Genomic DNA, 16604 nt, shown 5'->3' on the forward strand with positions numbered 1-16604 from the left:
CCTGCTCGACGGTGCGCAGCAACTGGCTCAGCCCTTCGAGGGCGAAGAACTCGCACTGCAGCGGCACCAGCACCGCGTCGGCGGCGGCGAGCGCGTTGATGGTGAGCAGGTTCAGCGAGGGCGGGCAGTCGATCAGCACGTAGCCGACGTCGCGGGTCGCGGCCGCATCCGGCATGGTCTTCAGCACGCCGCGCAGGCGGTGCGCCCGGTCGGGGCTCGCCGCCAGCTCCAGCTCCAGCCCGAGCAGGTCCATGGTCGAGGGCGCGACCGAGAGGCGCGGCACCGCGGTCGGCACCACCGCCTGGGCGAGCGCGGCCTCGCCGGCCATCACCTCGTAGGTCGAGACCCGGCGCGCGCGCCGGTCGATGCCGAGCCCGGTCGAGGCGTTGCCCTGCGGGTCGAGGTCGATCACCAGCACCTGCTCGCCGATCGCGGCGAGCGCCGTGCCGAGGTTGATCGCCGTCGTGGTCTTGCCGACGCCGCCCTTCTGGTTGGCGAGCGCGAGGATGCGCAGCGGCCGCGCCGTAGAGGCGTCGGGACGAGGGGAGACGTCGCTGGTCATGGGCTCTTCGGAGCGAGGGCTGTGACGCGGACGATGCGGGCCGCCGACTCGGTTCGGCTCGGCACGAGATCGTGGGCGACTGTCCACCGCGCCGCCGCCTCGGTCAATTCCGCCTGCGCCTCGCGCCCCTTCGGAAACAGCCCAGTGGTGCCGGTTTTCAACAGCGGCTCGGTCCAGTCCAGGAGCTGGGTTAGGGGCGCGAGCGCGCGGGCGCAGACCACGTCGACGCCGCGGTGGCCGGCGATCACCGCCTCGATCCGCGCGTTGTGCACGCGGGCCGGCGCGCCGGTGAGCCGCGCCGCCTCGATGAGGAAAGCGCATTTGCGCGCGTTGCTCTCGACGAGGTCGACCGTGATGCCGGGCGGCCCGGCGATGGCGAGGATCAGGCCCGGAATCCCCGCCCCGGAGCCGAGATCGAGCCAGCTCCGCGCCTCCGGCATCAGGTCGAGGAGCTGGAGCGCGTCCGCGACGTGCCGCGTCCAGACCTCGGCCAGTGTCGATGGACCGACGAGATTCTTGATGGATTGCCAGCGGGTGAGTTGGGCGACGTAGAGGTCGAGCCTTCGCGTTGTTTCACGTGAAACATGCGCTGCCGCGAGGACGCGGTCCCGGTCGGTGCTCACGGGGTACGCGCCACCGAGATAGTCCGGTCAGCGCACGAAGCCCTCCCCCCGCAGAGGGTGGAGGGAAACAGGCGTCGCTCGGCCATGACTGCGCTCACGAAGCCATCGCAGCCGGCTCACCCCGGCGCGCATGCGCCGCGAGCAGCGTCAGCGCCGCGGGCGTCACGCCCTCGATCCGCGCCGCCTGGCCGAGCGTGCCCGGACGGACCGTTTCCAGCTTCGCCCGCATCTCGTTGGAGAGCCCGGCGATCCGGCCGTAATCGAGGCGGCCCGGCAGCGTCACCGCCTCGTCGCGGCGGAAGGCGGCGATGTCCGCGTTCTGGCGGTCGAGGTAGACCGCGTAGACGGCATCGGTGCGCAGGCGCTCGGCGATGCGCGGCGACACCCGCCCGAGTTCCGGCCAGACGGCGGCGAGCCGCGCCCAGTCGAGGTCAGGATGGGACAGGATCTGGAAGGCGCTGCGGCGGATGCCGTCCTGGTTCAGGGCGAGCCCGTGCGCCAGCGCCCCGGTCGGGGTGAGGCTCAGCACGTCGAGCCGCGCCCGCACCGCGCCGAGTTCGGCCTGAGTTTGCGAGAAATGCGCCGCCCGCCGCGCGCCGACGCAGCCGAGTGCCAGCCCGCGCGGGGTCAGGCGCTCGTCGGCGTTGTCGACGCGCAGCGACAGCCGGTACTCGGAGCGCGACGTGAACATCCGGTAGGGCTCGCTGACCCCGTGCGTGACGAGGTCGTCGATCATCACCCCGAGATAGGATTCCGCCCGGTCGAAGGTCGCGGGCGCGGCCCCGCCCGCGATCCGCGCTGCGTTGATCCCGGCGACCAGCCCCTGGCCCGCGGCCTCCTCGTAGCCGGTGGTGCCGTTGATCTGCCCGGCGAGCAGCAGGCCCGGCATACGCTTGGCCTGAAGCCCGGCATCGAGTTCTCGCGGGTCGACGTAATCGTACGCGATGGCGTAGCCCGGCCGCACGATGGCCGCGCGCGCCAGCCCCGGGATCAGCGCGACGAGCGCGTGCTGCACCGCCTCGGGCAGCGCCGTCGAGATGCCGTTCGGGTAGACGACCGGATCATCGAGCCCCTCCGGCTCCAGGAAGACCTGGTGGCCCTCGCGGTCGCCGAAGCGCACCACCTTGTCCTCGATCGACGGGCAGTAGCGCGGCCCCCGGCTGCTGAGGCCGCCGGAATAGACGGCCGAGCGGTGCAGGTTCGCGCGGATCAGGTCGTGCACGGCCTTCGTGGTGCGGGTGATGCCGCAGCGGATCTGCGGCGTGGTGATTCGCTCGGTCAGGCTCGAGAACGGCACCGGCTCGGCATCCGCCTCCTGCATCGCGACGGCGCCCCAATCGATGGTGCGGCCGTCGAGGCGCGGGGGCGTGCCGGTCTTGAGGCGACCGAGCCGGAAGCCGAGCCGGTCGAGGGTCGCGGCCAGCCCGAGCGAGGGCGCCTCGCCGACGCGGCCGGCCGGAATCCGGGTCTCGCCGATATGGATCAGCCCGCGCAGGAACGTGCCCGTGGTCAGCACCGCGGCGCCGCAGGCGAGCGTGCGGCCGTCGGCCAGCACCACGCCGGCGATCCGCCCTTGCGCGACGACGAGGTCCTCGCACGCGCCCTCGATCACCGCGAGGCCGGCCGTCTCGGCCACCGCCGCCCGCATCGCGGCGGCGTAGAGCTTGCGGTCAGCCTGGGTGCGGGGGCCGCGCACCGCCGGGCCCTTGCGCCGGTTGAGCAGGCGGAACTGGATGCCGGCGGCGTCCGCGACCCGGCCCATCAGCCCGTCCAGCGCATCGACCTCGCGCACGAGGTGGCCTTTGCCGAGCCCGCCGATTGCTGGGTTGCACGACATCGCGCCGATGGTCTTCGCGTCGTGCGTCACGAGCGCGGTGCGGGCGCCGCAGCGGGCGGCGGCGCTCGCCGCCTCGACGCCGGCGTGGCCGCCGCCGATGACGATCACATCGAAGGCGCGGGAGAACGTGTCGGGCATGGCCGTGATGTGCCGCTGGGCCGGGCAAAGGTCAATCGCCGCGGCCGGCCCGCTCCTGGCCCGGGGCCACCGGTTTTCACGTGAAACATCGCAGCCGGCATCGCCTCGCTCTTCGCCTCACTTGCCGATGCAGAACCCGGAAAACAGCCGGTCGAGCACCTCCTCGACGCCGACATGGCCGCCGACCTCGCCGAGCGCCCGGGCGGCGAGACGCAGGTCCTCGGCGACGAGTTCCGGCATCGGCGTCGCACCCGCGACCCGGTCGAGATGGGCGGCGCAGCGCGTCAGCGCGTCGCGGTGACGCTCGCGGGTGATGAGCGCGTCGCCCCGCCCGAGGGCGGCGCCGGCCTCGGCCTCGATCCCTTCGAGCAGGGCCGGAAGCCCTTCGCCGGTTCGGGCGGAGACCGCGAGGTCGATCCCCGAACCGTCCGCGTGCGGACCCGCGCCAAGGTCGGCCTTGGTGCGGACGCGCAGGATGCGACCGGATGCCGGGCCAGCCTCCGCGCCATCCGCATCCGGCGGGACCAGCAGCAGCACGAGGTCGGCATCCGCGATGCGCCGCCGCGTCCGCGCGATGCCCTCGGCCTCGACCGGGTCCGCCGGCTCGCGCAGGCCCGCGGTGTCGATCAGCAGCACCGGCAATCCGCCGAGATCGAGCCGCACCTCGATCGCGTCGCGGGTGGTGCCCGGCACGGCCGAGACGATCGCCGCGTCGCGCCGGCTCAGGGCGTTGAGCAGCGTCGACTTGCCCGCGTTCGGCGGCCCGGCGAGCACCACGCGAAAGCCCTCGCGCAGACGCTCGCCGCGGCGCCCGTCGGCGAGCGCCTGCGCGATCGCATCGCGCAGGCGCCGGGCGCGGTCGAACACGGCGGCGTCGAGGGCCATGTCGTCCACGTCGCCCTCGTCGGAGAAATCGAGGGCCGCCTCGCTCGCGGCGAGGCAGTCGATCGCTTCCGCGCGCCACGCCGCCACCCGGCGGCCGAGCGCCCCGTCGAGCTGGCGCAGGGCCTGGAGGCGCTGCGCCTCGGTCTCGGCCTCGATCAGGTCGGCGACGCCCTCGGCCTCGGTGAGGTCCATGCGCCCGTTGAGGACCGCGCGGCGGGTGAAGGCGCCGGGCTCCGCCGGCCGGCAGCCGGGGAAGGCGGTGAGCGCCCGGATGAGGCCGGCGCGCACGGCCAGGCCGCCGTGGAGGTGCAGTTCCGCCATGTCCTCGCCGGTGAAGGTGTTCGGGCCGGGCATCCAGGCGACCAGCGCCCTGTCGAGGATCGCACCGTCGGCGGGGTCGCGCAGGGTGCGCAGCGACAGGCGCCGGGGGGCGGGCAGCGCGCCGCCCAGAGCCGCGAGCAGCGCGGCCGCGGCCGGCCCGCTGACGCGGATCACCGCGATGGCCGCCCGCCCGAAACCGCTCGCGGGGGCGAAGAGGGTGCTCGCGTCGGTCATCGGGGCTCGGGCGTCCGGGTTCGTCGGAGGCCCGCTTTACGCGAGCGCGCCGGCGCGTGCACCCGTCGCGGCCGGAGGCGGGCCCCGCCGGTGCCGATCGATGCCGGCTCCCGCGCGGGCCGGCCGAGGCCACGCGAACGCCGCCGCCCAGGGGCGTCGGGCGGTAACCCTTGCTTCACCACGATGCGCGAGGATAAGCGATGCTCCGGAATGCGGCGGCGGGGAACGGCGGGCGCATGGGCTTCGGACGGATGCTGCGGACGGGGCTCGCCGCAAGCCTGATGGCAACAGGCCCGGCCGGTGCGGCCGACCCGTTCGAGGCCGCACCCGGCCACATCTACGACGTGCCCTACGGCGCCCCACGCTACTTCCCGCGCGGCGACGGCGCCGAGGCCGGCTTGGTCCGGACCGCCGCTCCGCCGCGCCGGGCCGGATGCACGCCGCGCCGGGCGGCGGTGCCGACCAACGCGCCCGACGACCCGAGCTATGTCGGCTCGGCCTATGGCCTGTCGAAGCCGAGCTATTACGGCCTCACCCCGCCGCCCGGTATCGACGATCCCTTCGGCCGGTCGCTGCTGCCGTATTGCCGGTGAGGCGGACGCTGGCATGCCCGCCACGGGCGGCGTAAAGCCGGCACCGTCCCGTTCAAGCCGGAGCGTTCCGCGTGCCGTCCCGCCCCCAGACACCGCGCTTCACCGATCTCGCGGCGTTGCGCGCGCAGGTCGCCCTGTGGCGCGCGTCGGGCGCGCGCGTCGTGCTGGTCCCGACCATGGGCGCGCTGCATCGCGGCCACCTCGCCCTGATCGCGCATGCCCGGACGCTCGGCGAGCGCGTGGTGGCGAGCATCTTCGTCAACCCGACGCAGTTCGGACCGGGCGAGGACTTCGCGCGCTACCCGCGCGACGCGGCCGCCGACCTCGCCCTGCTCGCGCAGACCGGCACGGACGCGGCCTGGATGCCGGAGGCCGCGACGATGTACCCGCCGGGCTTCTCCACGCGGATCGCGGTCGGCGGCCTCGCGGACGGCCTGTGCGGCCCGTTCCGGCCGGGCCACTTCTCCGGCGTCGCCACGGTGGTGGTCAAGCTCCTCAATCAGGTCGGGCCGGACGTGGCCGTGTTCGGCGAGAAGGACTTCCAGCAGTTGCGGGTGATCCAGCAGGCGGCGGCCGACCTCGACCATGCCGTCGTGATCCGCGGCGGGCCGACGGTGCGCGAGGCCGACGGCCTCGCCCTGTCCTCGCGCAACCGCTACCTCGAACCCGCCGAGCGGGAGGTGGCGCCGCGGCTGCACGCGGTGCTGTCGCAGGTCGCGGCTGAGGCGCTGGCCGGCGCCGCGACGGCCCCGGTCATAGCCCGCGGCCTCGCCGCCCTGGAGGCGGCGGGCTTCGCGGTCCAGTACCTCGCGGTCTGCGATGCCGGGACGCTGGCGCCGGTGGCGCGCGTCGCCGGCCCGGCCCGGGTGCTGGCGGCCGCCCATCTCGGGCGCACCCGGCTGATCGACAACGTCGCGGTGTGATGCCCGACCTGCGGCGCGCGCGAGCGGTGCGGCAAGCTTACGCCGCCCGCAGGTGCCCGGCGAAGAAGTCGAGCATGGCGCGTGAGGCGTCGGGGCCGTGCGGATCGGTGAAGCTGCCGGCCGGGTCGCCGCCGGACCAGGCGTGGCCGGCGCCGCGCACCCGCCAGCTCTCCAGGAACACGCGCCCGGCCGCGTCGGCGTAGCGCGTGCGGGTGAAGGGGTGGCCTGCGCCCGCGAAGCTCTCGTGCGCGGGCGTCAGCGCCCCGGCGCCCGCCTGGGCCAGCACCTGGTCGGCGTTGCGGACGCTGACGGTGGCGTCGTCCTCGCCGTGGAAGACGATCGTCGGCACGCGGGTCTCGCCGGCGCCGGGCGCGCCGCGCTGCATCGCCATCATCGCGGAGCCGACGTCGCGGGCGCAGGCGGCGGCGAGCCCGGAATGCACGCCGACCGCGGCGTAGAGGTCGGGATAGGCGCGCGCGACGTTGGCCGCCGCCGCCCCGCCCGCCGAGAGCCCGGCGATGAAGACCCGCGCCGGGTCGATCGCGTGCTCGGCCATCACCGCGCGGGTGAGGCCGGCGATGATCGCCGCCTCGCCCGACTCGCGGCCCTGGTCGCGCGGCTCGAACCAGTTCCAGCAACGCTGCGGGTTGGCGCGTCCGGTCTGGACCGGGTAGGCGACGAACACGCCGTCGTGCTCGGCCAAGCGGTTCATGCCGGTGCCGACCGCGAAGTCGTCCGCGGTCTGGTTGCAGCCGTGCAGCATCACCACCAGCGCCGCCGGCGCCTGCGGGCGGCTCGGGACGAACAGGCGGTAGTCGCGGGTGCCCGCGGGGCCCGTGAAGCTGCGGGTGACGAAGGCGCCCGCGCCGTCCGGCCCGCGCGCCGCCGGGCGCGCGGGCATCGCCGGACGGGCAAGGCCGCCGGCCAGGCCCTTCAGCACCGGCGCGAGGCCGCGCACGACGCCGCCGACAGCCTCGCGCAGCTTTTCCGGAATCGGCGAGGCCGCGATCGGCGAGGGCATGCCGACCGTCTCGGCGCCGGATGTCCTGCGCGATGCCTCAGCCATGCGCGGCGCCTCCGCGGTACGGGGGGCCTCGCCGACCCGTTCGGCCGCGAGGTCGAGGGTCGGCGGTTCGATCGCGCCCTGCGCGGCGGCCGTCGGCGCAGCGCCGCCGCCGAGGCTGCGCTGGATCAGGTCGGTCGCCTCGACGAGCCGGCCGGCCCCGGTGAGCCGGGTCGCCTCCAGCATGTCGGCGAACTGGTCGCGCATGCGCGTCGAATGGTCGGTCATGGGATGATCCTGGGATCGCCGGTGGCGGATCGGGGAAGACGGGATAGTGTCAGCACAGCCGGTCGGCGAGCGCGGCGCGGACGGCCGGGCTCGCCTGGAGGCTGCCGAGCACCGCGAGCGAGGCGATCGCCGCACGGGCGAGGTCGGGCGTCACGTCGGCGGCAATGCTCGCCAGCCCGAGCACGCGGATGTCCAGCATCCGCCCCTCGGCGCGCGCCGCCTCCAGGCTGGCGCGGTCGATGCGGCGCAGGCCCAGTTCGACGCTGCGGCGCGCCATGGATTGCCGCGTCACCTCGGCGTGGCGCTCGATCTGGTTGCGGATCGCGGTGCGGATGAAGTCGCTGCGGTTGGAGAACAGCCCCTCGGCGACGAGGAGGTCGACATGGCCGAGGTCGACGTGGCCGAGGTTGATCGTGATCTTCTCGCTGTCGGCGAGCTTCGCCGGCGGCTTGGCCGGCGCCCGCGCCGGCCTCTCGGGCCGGGCCATCACATCCATCATCGCGACCATCCCGCCACCATCCGCAGGGATGGCATGTGGGCGGTTTTTGTTGCATTGCAATATGCTGTTCATGCAACGCAACAACGCGCGATCCGGCCTTTCGTTCACGGGCCGGTGGAAGTCCGGATCAGGCGGTGCCGTCCGTGCCGACATACGCGCCCCAGATCGCGTCGGCGCCGAGCCCGGCCCGGAACGCGTCGTGGCGGGCGCGCTCCGCGTCCGTCAGGCGGATGCGAGGCGTGCGGGGGGCGCGGGGCGGCCCGTCCCCGGACCGGTCGGCGGCGGCCGCGGCCACCGCGGTCACGCCGAGATCGAACCCGGTCTGCTTGCCGCCGAGGAGTTCGATGTAGACCTCGGCGAGGATCTGCGCGTCGAGCAGCGCCCCGTGCTTGGTGCGCCGCGTCGTGTCGATGCCGTAGCGGCTGCACAGGGCGTCGAGGTTGGCCGGCGCGCCGGGGTGCTTGCGCCGGGCCACGGCCAACGTGTCGACCACCGCGTCGAGCACGATCGGCGGCGGCGCGTTCGCCCCGAGCCGGGCGTATTCCATGTTGAGGAAGCCGACGTCGAACGGCGCGTTGTGGATCACCAGCCGCGCGTCGCCGCAGAACGCGAGGAGCTCGGCGGCGATCTCGGCAAACGTCGGCTTGTCGGAGAGGAACGCGTCCGACAGCCCGTGCACCTTGAACGCGCCCTCCGACACCGCCCGCTGCGGGTTGCAGTACTTGTGGAAGGTCCGGCCGGTGGGGATGTGGTTCCGGAGCTCGACCGCGCCGACCTCGATCAGCCGCTCGCCGGCCTTCGGGTCGATGCCGGTGGTCTCGGTGTCGAGGACGATCTCGCGCGGGATCTCTGGGGTCATCGCATCCGGTCCGTGAGGGGCAGGCACCGCTCTACCGGATTAGGCGGCGGCGGTTAACCGATTGCGTGCGTGGGCGGCGGGACGGCATGGCCCAAGTCCCGCGCCATCGCGATCCAGGCTTCGATCGCGTCGCGGACGTTCACCAGGGCCTCTTCCGGCGTCTCGCCGTCCGACAGGCAGCCGGGCAGATCGGGAACCGTCGCGGCAAAGCCCCCGCCATCGTCTGCGGTGAGGGGAAAGATCACGATCGGGTAGAGGCGTTCGTTCATGGGACAGTTCCTGTGATCCGCGCGACGATCCGCGCCACCTCCGCCTCGGCCGCAGCAAACCCCAGGCTGGTGTCGATCACGTGATCGGCCCGCGCGCGCTTCTCCGCATCCGGCATCTGCTTGGCGCGGATCGCCGCGAAGGCGGCCGCGGTCATGCCGGGGCGCGCCAGGACGCGGGCGCGCTGGACCTCCGGGGGTGCGGTGACCACGAGGACGGCATCGCACCGGGCCTCGCCGCCGGTCTCGTAGAGCAGCGGGATGTCGAGGAGCACGAGCGGCGCCGCGGCATGGCGTTCGAGGAAGGCGCGGCCGGCCTCGCGCACCAGGGGATGGACCAGGGCCTCCAAAGCGGCGAGCCGCTCCGGCCGGCCGAGCACCGCCGCGCGCAAGGCGGCCCGGTCGACGCCGCCGTCGGGCGCGAGCGTTCCGGGGAATTCGGTGCCGATCGCCCGCGCCGCGGCGCCGCCCGGCCCGTAGAGGCCGTGGACCGCGGCATCCGCATCGTGCACCGGCACCCCGCGGGCGGCAAACATCGCCGCGGTGGCGGACTTGCCCATGCCGATCGAGCCGGTGAGCCCGAGCACGAACGGTCCTTTGGGGGTGCCCGCGCTCATCGCGGCATCAGGTCCGCGACGATCTCTCGGCGCAGCGCCTCCGTCACCGCCGGCCGCACGCCGAACCACGCGCCGAATCCCGGCACCGCCTGGTGCAGCAGCATCCCGAGGCCGTCGACGGCGGCGAGCCCGCGGGCTCGCGCTGCGGCGAGCAGCGGCGTCTCCAGCGGCACGTAGACGATGTCGGCCACCGCCGCGTGCGCCGGCAGGCCCGCGAGGTCGATCGCGAGCGGCGGGTGCCCGGCCATGCCGAGCGACGTGGTGTTCACCAGGAGCCCGGTCTCCGGCAACAGGCGGGCGACCTCCGCCCACGCGACCGCCGAAGCGAGGCCGGGGGCGAGCGCGGCCACCGCCTCGGCCCGCGCGCGGGTGCGGTTGGCGACCCGGATGCGCGCCAGCCCGCGCTCGGCCAGCCCGACGACGATCGCGCGCGCCGCCCCGCCCGCCCCGAGCACCAGCGCGCTGCCGGCCCGCTCCGGCCAGCCGGCCCCGAGGCTGTGGTCGAGATGGGCGGTGAAGCCCGGCGCGTCGGTGTTGTCGCCGGTGACCGTTCCGTCCGCCTCGACGATCAGGGTGTTCACCGCACCGATCGCGCTTGCTCGCGGCGTCAGGGCGTCGGCGAGCGCGAAGGCCGCCTCCTTGTGCGGGATCGTGACGTTGCCCCCGGCAAAGCCCGATGCCGGCAGCCCGCGGACGAACGCCGCGAAGTCCTCCGGCGCGACGGCGACGCGCTCGTAGACGCCCGCGATCCCGTGCCGGCCGAGCCAGTGGCCATGGATCAGCGGCGAGCGCGAATGCGCGACCGGGTAGCCGACGACGAAGGCGCGCCTCATGCCGCGCAGTCCCGCGCGAGCCGGCAGGGCGGTCCGCCCGCCTCCTCGACCTGTAGGGTCGCGTGCGCGATGCCGAAGCGGCGGCGCAGGCCGGCGGCGGTCTCGGAGAGGAACGCGTTGCCGGGATGGGGGCCTGCCATCACGAGATGGGCGGTCAGCGCCGATTCCGTGGTGCTCATCGGCCAGATGTGGAGGTCGTGCAGGTCGGAGACGCCGGGGCATCCCCCGAGATAGGCCCGGACCGCCGCGGGCTCGATGCCGGGGGGCACCGCGGCGAGCGCCATCGCCACGCTGTCGCGCAGGAGCCCCCAGGTCGCAAAGACGATCAGCCCGGCGATGACGAGGCTGACGGCCGGGTCGATCCAGACGAGCCCGGTGGCGAGGATCGCGAGGCCGGCGAGCACCACCCCGGCCGAGACCGCGGTGTCGGCCGCCATGTGCAGGAAGGCGCCGCGGATGTTGATGTCGCCCTTCGCCCCGGACGCGAACAGCCACGCCGTGACCCCGTTGACCGCGATGCCGATGCCGGCGACCGCCATCACCGTCACGCCGGCCACGGGCTCGGGGTGGACGAGGCGCACGGCCGCCTCCCACAGGATCGCGCCGGCGGCGATCAGCAGGAACACGGCGTTGAACAGCGCGGCGAGGATCGAGGCGCCGCGCAAGCCGTAGGTGAAGCGCGCGCTCGCCCGGCGCCTGACCAGCACCGCGGCGATCCAGGCGGCGACGAGCCCGAGCACGTCGGAGAGGTTGTGGCCGGCATCGGCCAGCAGCGACATGGAATTGCCGGCCCATCCGTAGCCGGCCTCGATCGCCACGAAGGCGGTGTTGAGCCCGATGCCGACGGCGAAGGCCCGCCCGAAATCCTTCGGCGCGTGGACATGCCCGTGGCCGGCGTGGCCGTGACCGGCATGGGCATGCTCGTGGGCATGGTCGTGATGGTCGTGTCCGGCCACGGCGTCCCCCTAGAGTCCGAGCAGGCCGAGGCCACGGAGCCGCGCGAGCAGCGGCAGCAGCGGCAGGCCGAGGATGGTGCTGTGCGCGCCCGCGATCCGCGCGAACAGGTGGATGCCGAGGCCCTCGACCTGGTAGCCGCCGACGCTCGAACGGACCCGGTCGGCGCCGGCCAGCGCCACATAGGCCGCGACCTGCGCCGCATCGAGGGGCCGCAGGGTCAGGTGCGCGGTCTCGACGAAGCTCTCGACACGTCCGCCCCGCGCGATCGCGACGGCCGCATGCAGGGCGTGGGTGCGCCCGGCCAGGCGCGCGAGCTGCGCCCGTGCCTCCTCCAGCCCCGCCGGCTTGTGGAACACGGTGTCGTCGGCATCGAGCACCTGGTCCGCGCCGACGACGACCCGGTCCGGGTGCAGGGCGGCGACGGATGCGGCCTTGGCCTCGGCGAGCCGCAGCGCCAGCGCCGCGGGGGCGAGGCCGGCCTCGGCCTCCAGGGCGCGCTCGTCGATCCCGGGCGCCGCCGTCTCGACGGGCAGGCCCGCGCCCTCCAGGAGCAGGCGCCGGGTCGGGCTGGTCGAGGCCAGCAGCAGCGGGGCCGGTCCGAGCCAGAGGGGGGCGGGGGGAAGCATCCGCGCAGTGTCACGGATCGCCGCCGCCCCGCAAGCACGACGAAGAAAGCCCCGCCGCCCGGATCGGGCGACGGGGCTCTGGTCGAAGCGGGGCCGATACGCGACGCTGGCGCCCGAGGTCACCCTGGCAGACGGTGGTTAGCCGAAGCTCAACGGGGCGGCGACGGGGATCGTGCAGAGCGGGACGGCTTGCAGCCCGCGATCGGGCATCCGCGTCGCGTCGCCAGGGCGCGATCGTCCCGTCGAGCGGTCGTCAGGCCCGGCGCTTGGCCGTCCGCTTGGCGGTCCGCTTGGCGGTCCCGGCCACCGGGTCCGGGAACCGACCCGAGGCGGCGTCACGCTTCATCCATCCGCCGGTCGCCTTCGACGGAGTGGGCGGCTGCGCGTCCCGGCGTATCGCCTCGGGCGCATCGGTCCCCGGCCGCTCGATCCAGCCGAGAAGGCCCAGCACCTGCTTGGGGTCGGCGGCGAGGAGCGCGAGAAGGGTCCGGGCGGCAGGGTCCGGGCGCGTGCGCCGCTGGTCCCAGTTCTGGACCGTCTTGAGCGGAACCCGGATCGCGTGGGAGAACTCCGCCTGCGACATCGCGAGGCACCGCCGCAGACGGGCAGGCGGAACGATCAGCAGGCCGTCGGGAACGTCCGGATCGCTCGTCTCTCCGTCCTCGGCGGCATGGCGCCGGATGTCGTCTTCGGTGGTCGCCTCCATCCTGGCGCGGTCGATCGTCGGGCGGTGCTCCCGAGACTGGTCTAGAGCATTTTCCATGATCCCTGGATCACAGAAAATACTCTAAGTCTTTGTGTGGTCGCATTTTCTTCACGCGAGCCGGTATCCACCTCGCTGGAAAATGCTCTAGCGTGATGCGAGTCATCGCCTGCGCTCCTTCGTGTTGGACAAGCGTGCCGAGATGATCCGACGCACGTCCTTCCGGTCGGTATAGACGACGGTCAGGATGAAGCCCGATGTTCGACCGATCGCACGCATCCGCGTCTTGCCGTAAGCCATCCGATCGTCCTCGACTTCGATCGTGTCGCCCTCGAAGATCAGGGCGGCGAAATCGAACCCGAAGCCGCGCTCGCGAAGATTCCTCTCGTGCTTCGCCTCGTCCCAAGCGAACGCCATGCCGCAGCATCCGCTCCAAGCGGAGATCGATCAAGTCTCGTCCGCCAGCGGCGGACCGATGAATCGGCGGGAGCGGTGCAGCCGGGAACGGACCATGTCCCCGTGCAGCGGTCGGGTCCGAAGGCCTCGTCGCGAGAGCTGAACGGCCGAGGGTTCAGGTGGCGCCTCTGCGTCTCGCTCGCGCTCCGACCGTCCGGGGAAGAGCGTCGGCGGGCCACCCCGATCACACGGCGATGAACTTCAGCCGGTGGTCGCGGTAGAGGTCGAGGATCGCAGCCGCGGTCTCCTCGATCGAGCGGCGGGTGACGTCGATGGTCGGCCAGCGGTTCTTGGTGAACAGCCGGCGCGAGGCGGTGATCTCGTCGGCCACCGCGCCGCGGTCGACGTAGAGCGAGCCCTCGTCGGCGTTGAGGCTGAGCAGGCGGTTCTGGCGGATCTGCACGATGCGCTCAGGGCTCGCGATCAGCCCGACCACCAGGGGTCGTCGCGCGTTCTCGAGCGCCGGCGGCAGCGGCATGCCCGGCACCAGCGGCATGTTGGTGGTCTTGAGGCCGCGGTTGGCGAGGTAGATCCCCGTCGGCGTCTTCGAGGTGCGGCTGACCCCGATCAGGATCACGTCGGCCTCCTCGAGGTCGTCGGGCAGGTTGCCGTCGTCGTGGGCCAGCGTGAAGTTCATCGCGTCGATGCGCTTGAAGTACTCGGCGTTGAGCGTGTGCTGCGCGCCGGGCCGGGCCGCCGTCTCGGCCCCGAGATAGGAGCGCAGCAGGTTGTGCACCGGCTGCAGCACCGAGAGGCAGGGCGAGCACGACTCGCGGCAGGCGCCCTCCAGCCGCTCGCCGAGGTCGCCGCCGACCAGCGTGTAGAGCACGAGGCCGGGCGCCGCCTGGATCTCGGAGATCACCCGCTCGAGCTGCGGCCCCGAGCGCACCAGGGGATAGACGTGCTCGATCGCCGAGACGCCCTCGTACTGCGCCGCCGCCGCGCGCCCGACGTTGATCAGCGTCTCGCCGGTGGAGTCTGAGACGAGGTGGAGGTGGAAGTAGCTGCGGCTCATCCGGTCTCCTCAGGCCGCGGGGCAGGGAAGGCCCCCTTATCCACCGCCGGCCGTCAGGGGAGTCGATGAGTGTGGATAGGATGCCCCGCCGGCCCGGTCCAGCCGAGGCGGCGCGCAAACGATCGACTCCCGCGTCAACAGGCCGTCGTCGGGGACGCGCGGAATCCGAGCGCCTGGGGGAATCCGGGACGCGCGCGGCCGGACGGGCCGTCGGCTCGCGCAAGGCGCTGGCGGGACTGGCCTATCCCGGACATTAGAGCGAACCCGTTAAAGCCTCCTTAACGCCGTGGCCGGCAGGGAGAGCCTGTGGATACGGTTGCGGTCCCGTCATCCAAGCCCCAAGAGAAGAAACAGAAGATCTAGAATCTCTTTTCTTTTAGAATGGACCGGCCTGGGGATGGCGGGCTCGGCGCGGGCGAGGGTCGGCGCCGGCAAGGGTTGGCGCGGACGCGCCGGGCTTTCGATGGAAAAGGCTCCCGGCAGGGGAGCGACACCGGCGGGGAGGCGGCATGGCGCAGGGTGACGGGGCCGGGATCGAGCGCAAGGTCCTGCGCGTGCTGGCCGGCGAGGCGGTGACGCCGCCGCCGGCCTGGATGATGCGCCAGGCCGGGCGCTACCTGCCGGAGTACCGCGCGACGCGGGCGCAGGCCGGCTCGTTCCTCGACCTGTGCTACAGCCCGGACTTCGCCGTGGAGGTGACGCTGCAGCCGATCCGCCGCTTCGCCTTCGAGGCCTCGATCCTGTTCTCCGACATCCTCGTGATCCCGCACGCGCTCGGCCAGGACGTGCGCTTCGTCGAGGGGGAGGGCCCGCGCCTCGATCCGCTCGCCGGCCGGGCGGACTTCGCGCGCCTGCGGCAGGCCGGCGACCCGGCGATCTTCGCCCATCTCGCGCCGGTCTTCGAGACCGTTCGTCGGCTCCGGGCGGAGTTGCCCGCCGAGACCACGCTTCTCGGCTTCTGCGGGGCCCCCTGGACGGTGGCGAGCTACATGATCGGGGGACGGGGCACGCCCGACCTCGCGCCCGCCAGGGCGCTCGCGGAGGCCGACACGGCGCTGGTCGACGAACTGATCGACCGGCTCGTCGCGGTCCAGACCGAGTACCTCGTCCGCCAGTTCGAGGCCGGCGCCGACGCCGTGCAGATCTTCGAGTCGCATGCGGGCACGCTGCCGGGGATGCCGCCGGCCGCCGGAGGGGTCGATCCCGTCGGCGACGTCGCCGACAGCGCGCTGCCGGCCGAGCCCGAGGACGCCCTGAGCCGCTGGTCGTTCCGGCCGATCGCGAAGATGATCGCCGGCCTGCGCGCGCGGGTGCCGGGGGCGAAGGTGATCGTGTTCTGCCGCGGCTCCGGGCTCGACGGCCACGCCCGCGTCGTGCCGGAGACCGGGGCGGACGCGGTGGGCGTCGATTGGTCGGTGGACCTGAAGGCGCTGCGCGCCAAGGTGCCGCCCGGCACGGTGACGCAGGGCAACGTCCACCCCGACACCCTGATCGCCGGCGGCGCGGCGCTGGACGCCGCGGTCGATGCGGTGCTGGAGGCCACCCGCGGTCTGCCGCACATCTTCAACCTCGGCCACGGCATCACCCCGCAGACGCCGGTGGCGCACGTGGAGCGGATGCTCGCCCGGCTCAGGGGCGCGTGAGGCGTGTACGACTGGATCAAGGCGGGGCACGTGATCGCGCTGATCGCGTGGATGGCCGGGATGCTCTACCTGCCGCGGCTGTTCGTCTACCACGCCGCGCTGCCGCCCGATCCCGGCTCCGCGCCGCAATCCGAGACGTTCAAGGTGATGGAGCGGCGCCTGCTCAAGGCGATCATGAACCCCGCGATGATCGTCACCTGGGTGTTCGGCCTGACGCTCGCCTGGATGAGCGGCTACTACGCCAGCCCCTGGCTCCAGGCCAAGTTCGCGCTCGTGCTGGCCATGAGCGGCATCCACGGCTGGCTCGCCCGCATGGTCAAGGACTTCGCCGCCGACCGGAACACGCGCGGGCACCGGTTCTACCGGGTGGTCAACGAGGTGCCGACGCTGCTGCTGATCGCGATCGTGATCCTCGCGGTGGTCAAGCCGGGTTTCTGACCGCTCGGCGGGCCCGCGATTCCGATTCGGTTAACCCCGTTCCGCTCCGATGGGCGTCGACCCCCGTGGACGCCCGTTGGACCGCCATGCCCAGACTCGACCTTCGCCACCTGTCCGTCCTCGCCGTGCTGGCGACGGGCGGCACCGCGCAGGCCGCGAGCTTCCCCTGCGACGCGGCCGAGGCCCCCGACGAGAAGCGGATCTGCGCGACGCTGTCGCTCAACGACCGCGACGTCGAGATGGCGACCCGCTTCGAGATCCTGAAGGACGTGCTGCCGATGGGCG

Annotated in this window: 19 protein-coding genes and 1 pseudogene; 5 read left to right on the forward strand and 15 right to left on the reverse strand. The window is 73.5% G+C overall.

Annotated elements, in window-relative coordinates; genetic code table 11:
* The 4 genes from ACFE86_RS15135 to mnmE form a co-directional block, all read right to left on the reverse strand.
* A partial coding sequence (locus ACFE86_RS15135) for a ParA family protein (RefSeq protein WP_375456152.1) occupies nucleotides 1-562 on the reverse strand: 562 nt, incomplete at its 3' end.
* On the reverse strand, nucleotides 559-1185 hold the full coding sequence (rsmG, locus tag ACFE86_RS15140) for a 16S rRNA (guanine(527)-N(7))-methyltransferase RsmG (protein ID WP_375456153.1): 627 nt from the start codon (nucleotides 1183-1185) through the stop codon (nucleotides 559-561). The genes ACFE86_RS15135 and rsmG, both read right to left, overlap by 4 nt.
* 94 nt (nucleotides 1186-1279) lie before the next feature.
* Complete coding sequence (gene mnmG / locus ACFE86_RS15145) at nucleotides 1280-3160, reverse strand: tRNA uridine-5-carboxymethylaminomethyl(34) synthesis enzyme MnmG (RefSeq protein WP_375456154.1); 1881 nt, start codon at nucleotides 3158-3160, stop codon at nucleotides 1280-1282.
* A gap of 117 nt (nucleotides 3161-3277) precedes the next feature.
* Complete coding sequence (gene mnmE / locus ACFE86_RS15150; protein ID WP_375456155.1) at nucleotides 3278-4600, reverse strand: tRNA uridine-5-carboxymethylaminomethyl(34) synthesis GTPase MnmE; 1323 nt, start codon at nucleotides 4598-4600, stop codon at nucleotides 3278-3280.
* Between the two features lie 200 nt (nucleotides 4601-4800).
* Between mnmE and ACFE86_RS15155 the strand changes: the two genes are divergently transcribed.
* Nucleotides 4801-5193 (forward strand): hypothetical protein, encoded by a 393-nt coding sequence (locus ACFE86_RS15155; protein WP_375456156.1) that lies wholly within the window; start codon nucleotides 4801-4803, stop codon nucleotides 5191-5193.
* 71 nt (nucleotides 5194-5264) lie between these two features.
* On the forward strand, nucleotides 5265-6116 hold the full coding sequence (gene panC, locus ACFE86_RS15160) for a pantoate--beta-alanine ligase (protein WP_375456157.1): 852 nt from the start codon (nucleotides 5265-5267) through the stop codon (nucleotides 6114-6116).
* Nucleotides 6117-6153: 37 nt separating this feature from the next.
* On the opposite strand, the gene ACFE86_RS15165 is transcribed toward panC, so the two are convergent.
* The 11 genes from ACFE86_RS15165 to ACFE86_RS15215 form a co-directional block, all read right to left on the reverse strand.
* Complete coding sequence (locus tag ACFE86_RS15165; RefSeq protein WP_375456158.1) at nucleotides 6154-7407, reverse strand: alpha/beta hydrolase family esterase; 1254 nt, start codon at nucleotides 7405-7407, stop codon at nucleotides 6154-6156.
* A 49-nt stretch (nucleotides 7408-7456) separates the two neighbouring features.
* On the reverse strand, nucleotides 7457-7906 hold the full coding sequence (locus tag ACFE86_RS15170) for a CopG family transcriptional regulator (protein ID WP_375456159.1): 450 nt from the start codon (nucleotides 7904-7906) through the stop codon (nucleotides 7457-7459).
* Nucleotides 7907-8033: 127 nt separating this feature from the next.
* A complete protein-coding gene (dnaQ, locus tag ACFE86_RS15175; RefSeq protein ID WP_375456160.1) occupies nucleotides 8034-8765 on the reverse strand; it encodes a DNA polymerase III subunit epsilon in 732 nt (243 codons plus the stop codon).
* 53 nt (nucleotides 8766-8818) lie between these two features.
* Entirely contained in the window at nucleotides 8819-9034 is a 216-nt protein-coding gene (locus ACFE86_RS15180) for a type II toxin-antitoxin system HicB family antitoxin (RefSeq protein WP_375456161.1), read from the reverse strand.
* The gene (gene coaE, locus ACFE86_RS15185; protein WP_375456162.1) at nucleotides 9031-9648 is read right to left on the reverse strand and encodes a dephospho-CoA kinase; all 618 of its coding nucleotides are present in this window, start codon (nucleotides 9646-9648) and stop codon (nucleotides 9031-9033) included. Before coaE ends, ACFE86_RS15180 begins: the two co-directional genes overlap by 4 nt.
* A complete protein-coding gene (locus tag ACFE86_RS15190) occupies nucleotides 9645-10481 on the reverse strand; it encodes a shikimate dehydrogenase (protein WP_375456163.1) in 837 nt (278 codons plus the stop codon). The genes coaE and ACFE86_RS15190 overlap by 4 nt, the downstream gene beginning before the upstream one ends.
* Nucleotides 10478-11437, reverse strand: a complete 960-nt coding sequence (locus tag ACFE86_RS15195; RefSeq protein WP_375456164.1) for a cation diffusion facilitator family transporter — start codon at nucleotides 11435-11437, stop codon at nucleotides 10478-10480. The genes ACFE86_RS15190 and ACFE86_RS15195 overlap by 4 nt, the downstream gene beginning before the upstream one ends.
* A 9-nt stretch (nucleotides 11438-11446) precedes the next feature.
* Nucleotides 11447-12064, reverse strand: coding sequence for a Maf family protein (locus ACFE86_RS15200; protein WP_375456165.1), 618 nt, complete (start codon nucleotides 12062-12064; stop codon nucleotides 11447-11449).
* Nucleotides 12065-12317: 253 nt separating this feature from the next.
* Nucleotides 12318-12827: a helix-turn-helix domain-containing protein gene (locus ACFE86_RS15205; RefSeq protein WP_375456166.1), complete on the reverse strand. Its 510-nt coding sequence runs from the start codon at nucleotides 12825-12827 to the stop codon at nucleotides 12318-12320.
* Between the two features lie 102 nt (nucleotides 12828-12929).
* Nucleotides 12930-13184 carry a BrnT family toxin gene (locus ACFE86_RS15210; RefSeq protein ID WP_375456167.1) on the reverse strand — a complete coding sequence of 85 codons (255 nt, stop codon included), beginning with the start codon at nucleotides 13182-13184 and terminating at the stop codon, nucleotides 12930-12932.
* A 223-nt stretch (nucleotides 13185-13407) separates the two neighbouring features.
* Nucleotides 13408-14238, reverse strand: coding sequence for a pyruvate, water dikinase regulatory protein (locus tag ACFE86_RS15215; protein WP_375456168.1), 831 nt, complete (start codon nucleotides 14236-14238; stop codon nucleotides 13408-13410).
* 509 nt (nucleotides 14239-14747) lie between these two features.
* Between ACFE86_RS15215 and ACFE86_RS15220 the strand changes: the two genes are divergently transcribed.
* The 3 genes and pseudogenes from ACFE86_RS15220 to ACFE86_RS15230 all read left to right on the forward strand — a co-directional run.
* Nucleotides 14748-15881 carry a uroporphyrinogen decarboxylase gene (locus ACFE86_RS15220; RefSeq protein ID WP_375456169.1) on the forward strand — a complete coding sequence of 378 codons (1134 nt, stop codon included), beginning with the start codon at nucleotides 14748-14750 and terminating at the stop codon, nucleotides 15879-15881.
* Nucleotides 15882-15884: 3 nt separating this feature from the next.
* Entirely contained in the window at nucleotides 15885-16319 is a 435-nt protein-coding gene (gene hemJ, locus ACFE86_RS15225; RefSeq protein WP_375456170.1) for a protoporphyrinogen oxidase HemJ, read from the forward strand.
* Nucleotides 16320-16405: 86 nt separating this feature from the next.
* Nucleotides 16406-16604 (forward strand): annotated as a pseudogene (locus ACFE86_RS15230) (hypothetical protein); the annotation flags it as partial.

It is taken from the genome of uncultured Methylobacterium sp. (genome assembly GCF_964244095.1).
Lineage (GTDB): Bacteria > Pseudomonadota > Alphaproteobacteria > Rhizobiales > Beijerinckiaceae > Methylobacterium.

Bases quoted from the DNA above. Each gene is read 5' to 3' on its own strand.
- ACFE86_RS15165 (WP_375456158.1), bottom strand. From the start codon at position 7,407: ATGACCGACCATTCGACGCGCATGCGCGACCAGTTCGCCGACATGCTG.
- ACFE86_RS15155 (WP_375456156.1), top strand. From the start codon at position 4,801: ATGCTCCGGAATGCGGCGGCGGGGAACGGCGGGCGCATGGGCTTCGGA.
- dnaQ (WP_375456160.1), bottom strand. From the start codon at position 8,765: ATGACCCCAGAGATCCCGCGCGAGATCGTCCTCGACACCGAGACCACC.
- mnmE (WP_375456155.1), bottom strand. From the start codon at position 4,600: ATGACCGACGCGAGCACCCTCTTCGCCCCCGCGAGCGGTTTCGGGCGG.
- ACFE86_RS15170 (WP_375456159.1), bottom strand. From the start codon at position 7,906: ATGATGGATGTGATGGCCCGGCCCGAGAGGCCGGCGCGGGCGCCGGCC.
- ACFE86_RS15190 (WP_375456163.1), bottom strand. From the start codon at position 10,481: ATGAGGCGCGCCTTCGTCGTCGGCTACCCGGTCGCGCATTCGCGCTCG.
- ACFE86_RS15220 (WP_375456169.1), top strand. From the start codon at position 14,748: ATGGCGCAGGGTGACGGGGCCGGGATCGAGCGCAAGGTCCTGCGCGTG.
- coaE (WP_375456162.1), bottom strand. From the start codon at position 9,648: ATGAGCGCGGGCACCCCCAAAGGACCGTTCGTGCTCGGGCTCACCGGC.
- ACFE86_RS15215 (WP_375456168.1), bottom strand. From the start codon at position 14,238: ATGAGCCGCAGCTACTTCCACCTCCACCTCGTCTCAGACTCCACCGGC.
- mnmG (WP_375456154.1), bottom strand. From the start codon at position 3,160: ATGCCCGACACGTTCTCCCGCGCCTTCGATGTGATCGTCATCGGCGGC.
- ACFE86_RS15205 (WP_375456166.1), bottom strand. From the start codon at position 12,827: ATGGAAAATGCTCTAGACCAGTCTCGGGAGCACCGCCCGACGATCGAC.
- ACFE86_RS15180 (WP_375456161.1), bottom strand. From the start codon at position 9,034: ATGAACGAACGCCTCTACCCGATCGTGATCTTTCCCCTCACCGCAGAC.
- ACFE86_RS15200 (WP_375456165.1), bottom strand. From the start codon at position 12,064: ATGCTTCCCCCCGCCCCCCTCTGGCTCGGACCGGCCCCGCTGCTGCTG.
- ACFE86_RS15210 (WP_375456167.1), bottom strand. From the start codon at position 13,184: ATGGCGTTCGCTTGGGACGAGGCGAAGCACGAGAGGAATCTTCGCGAG.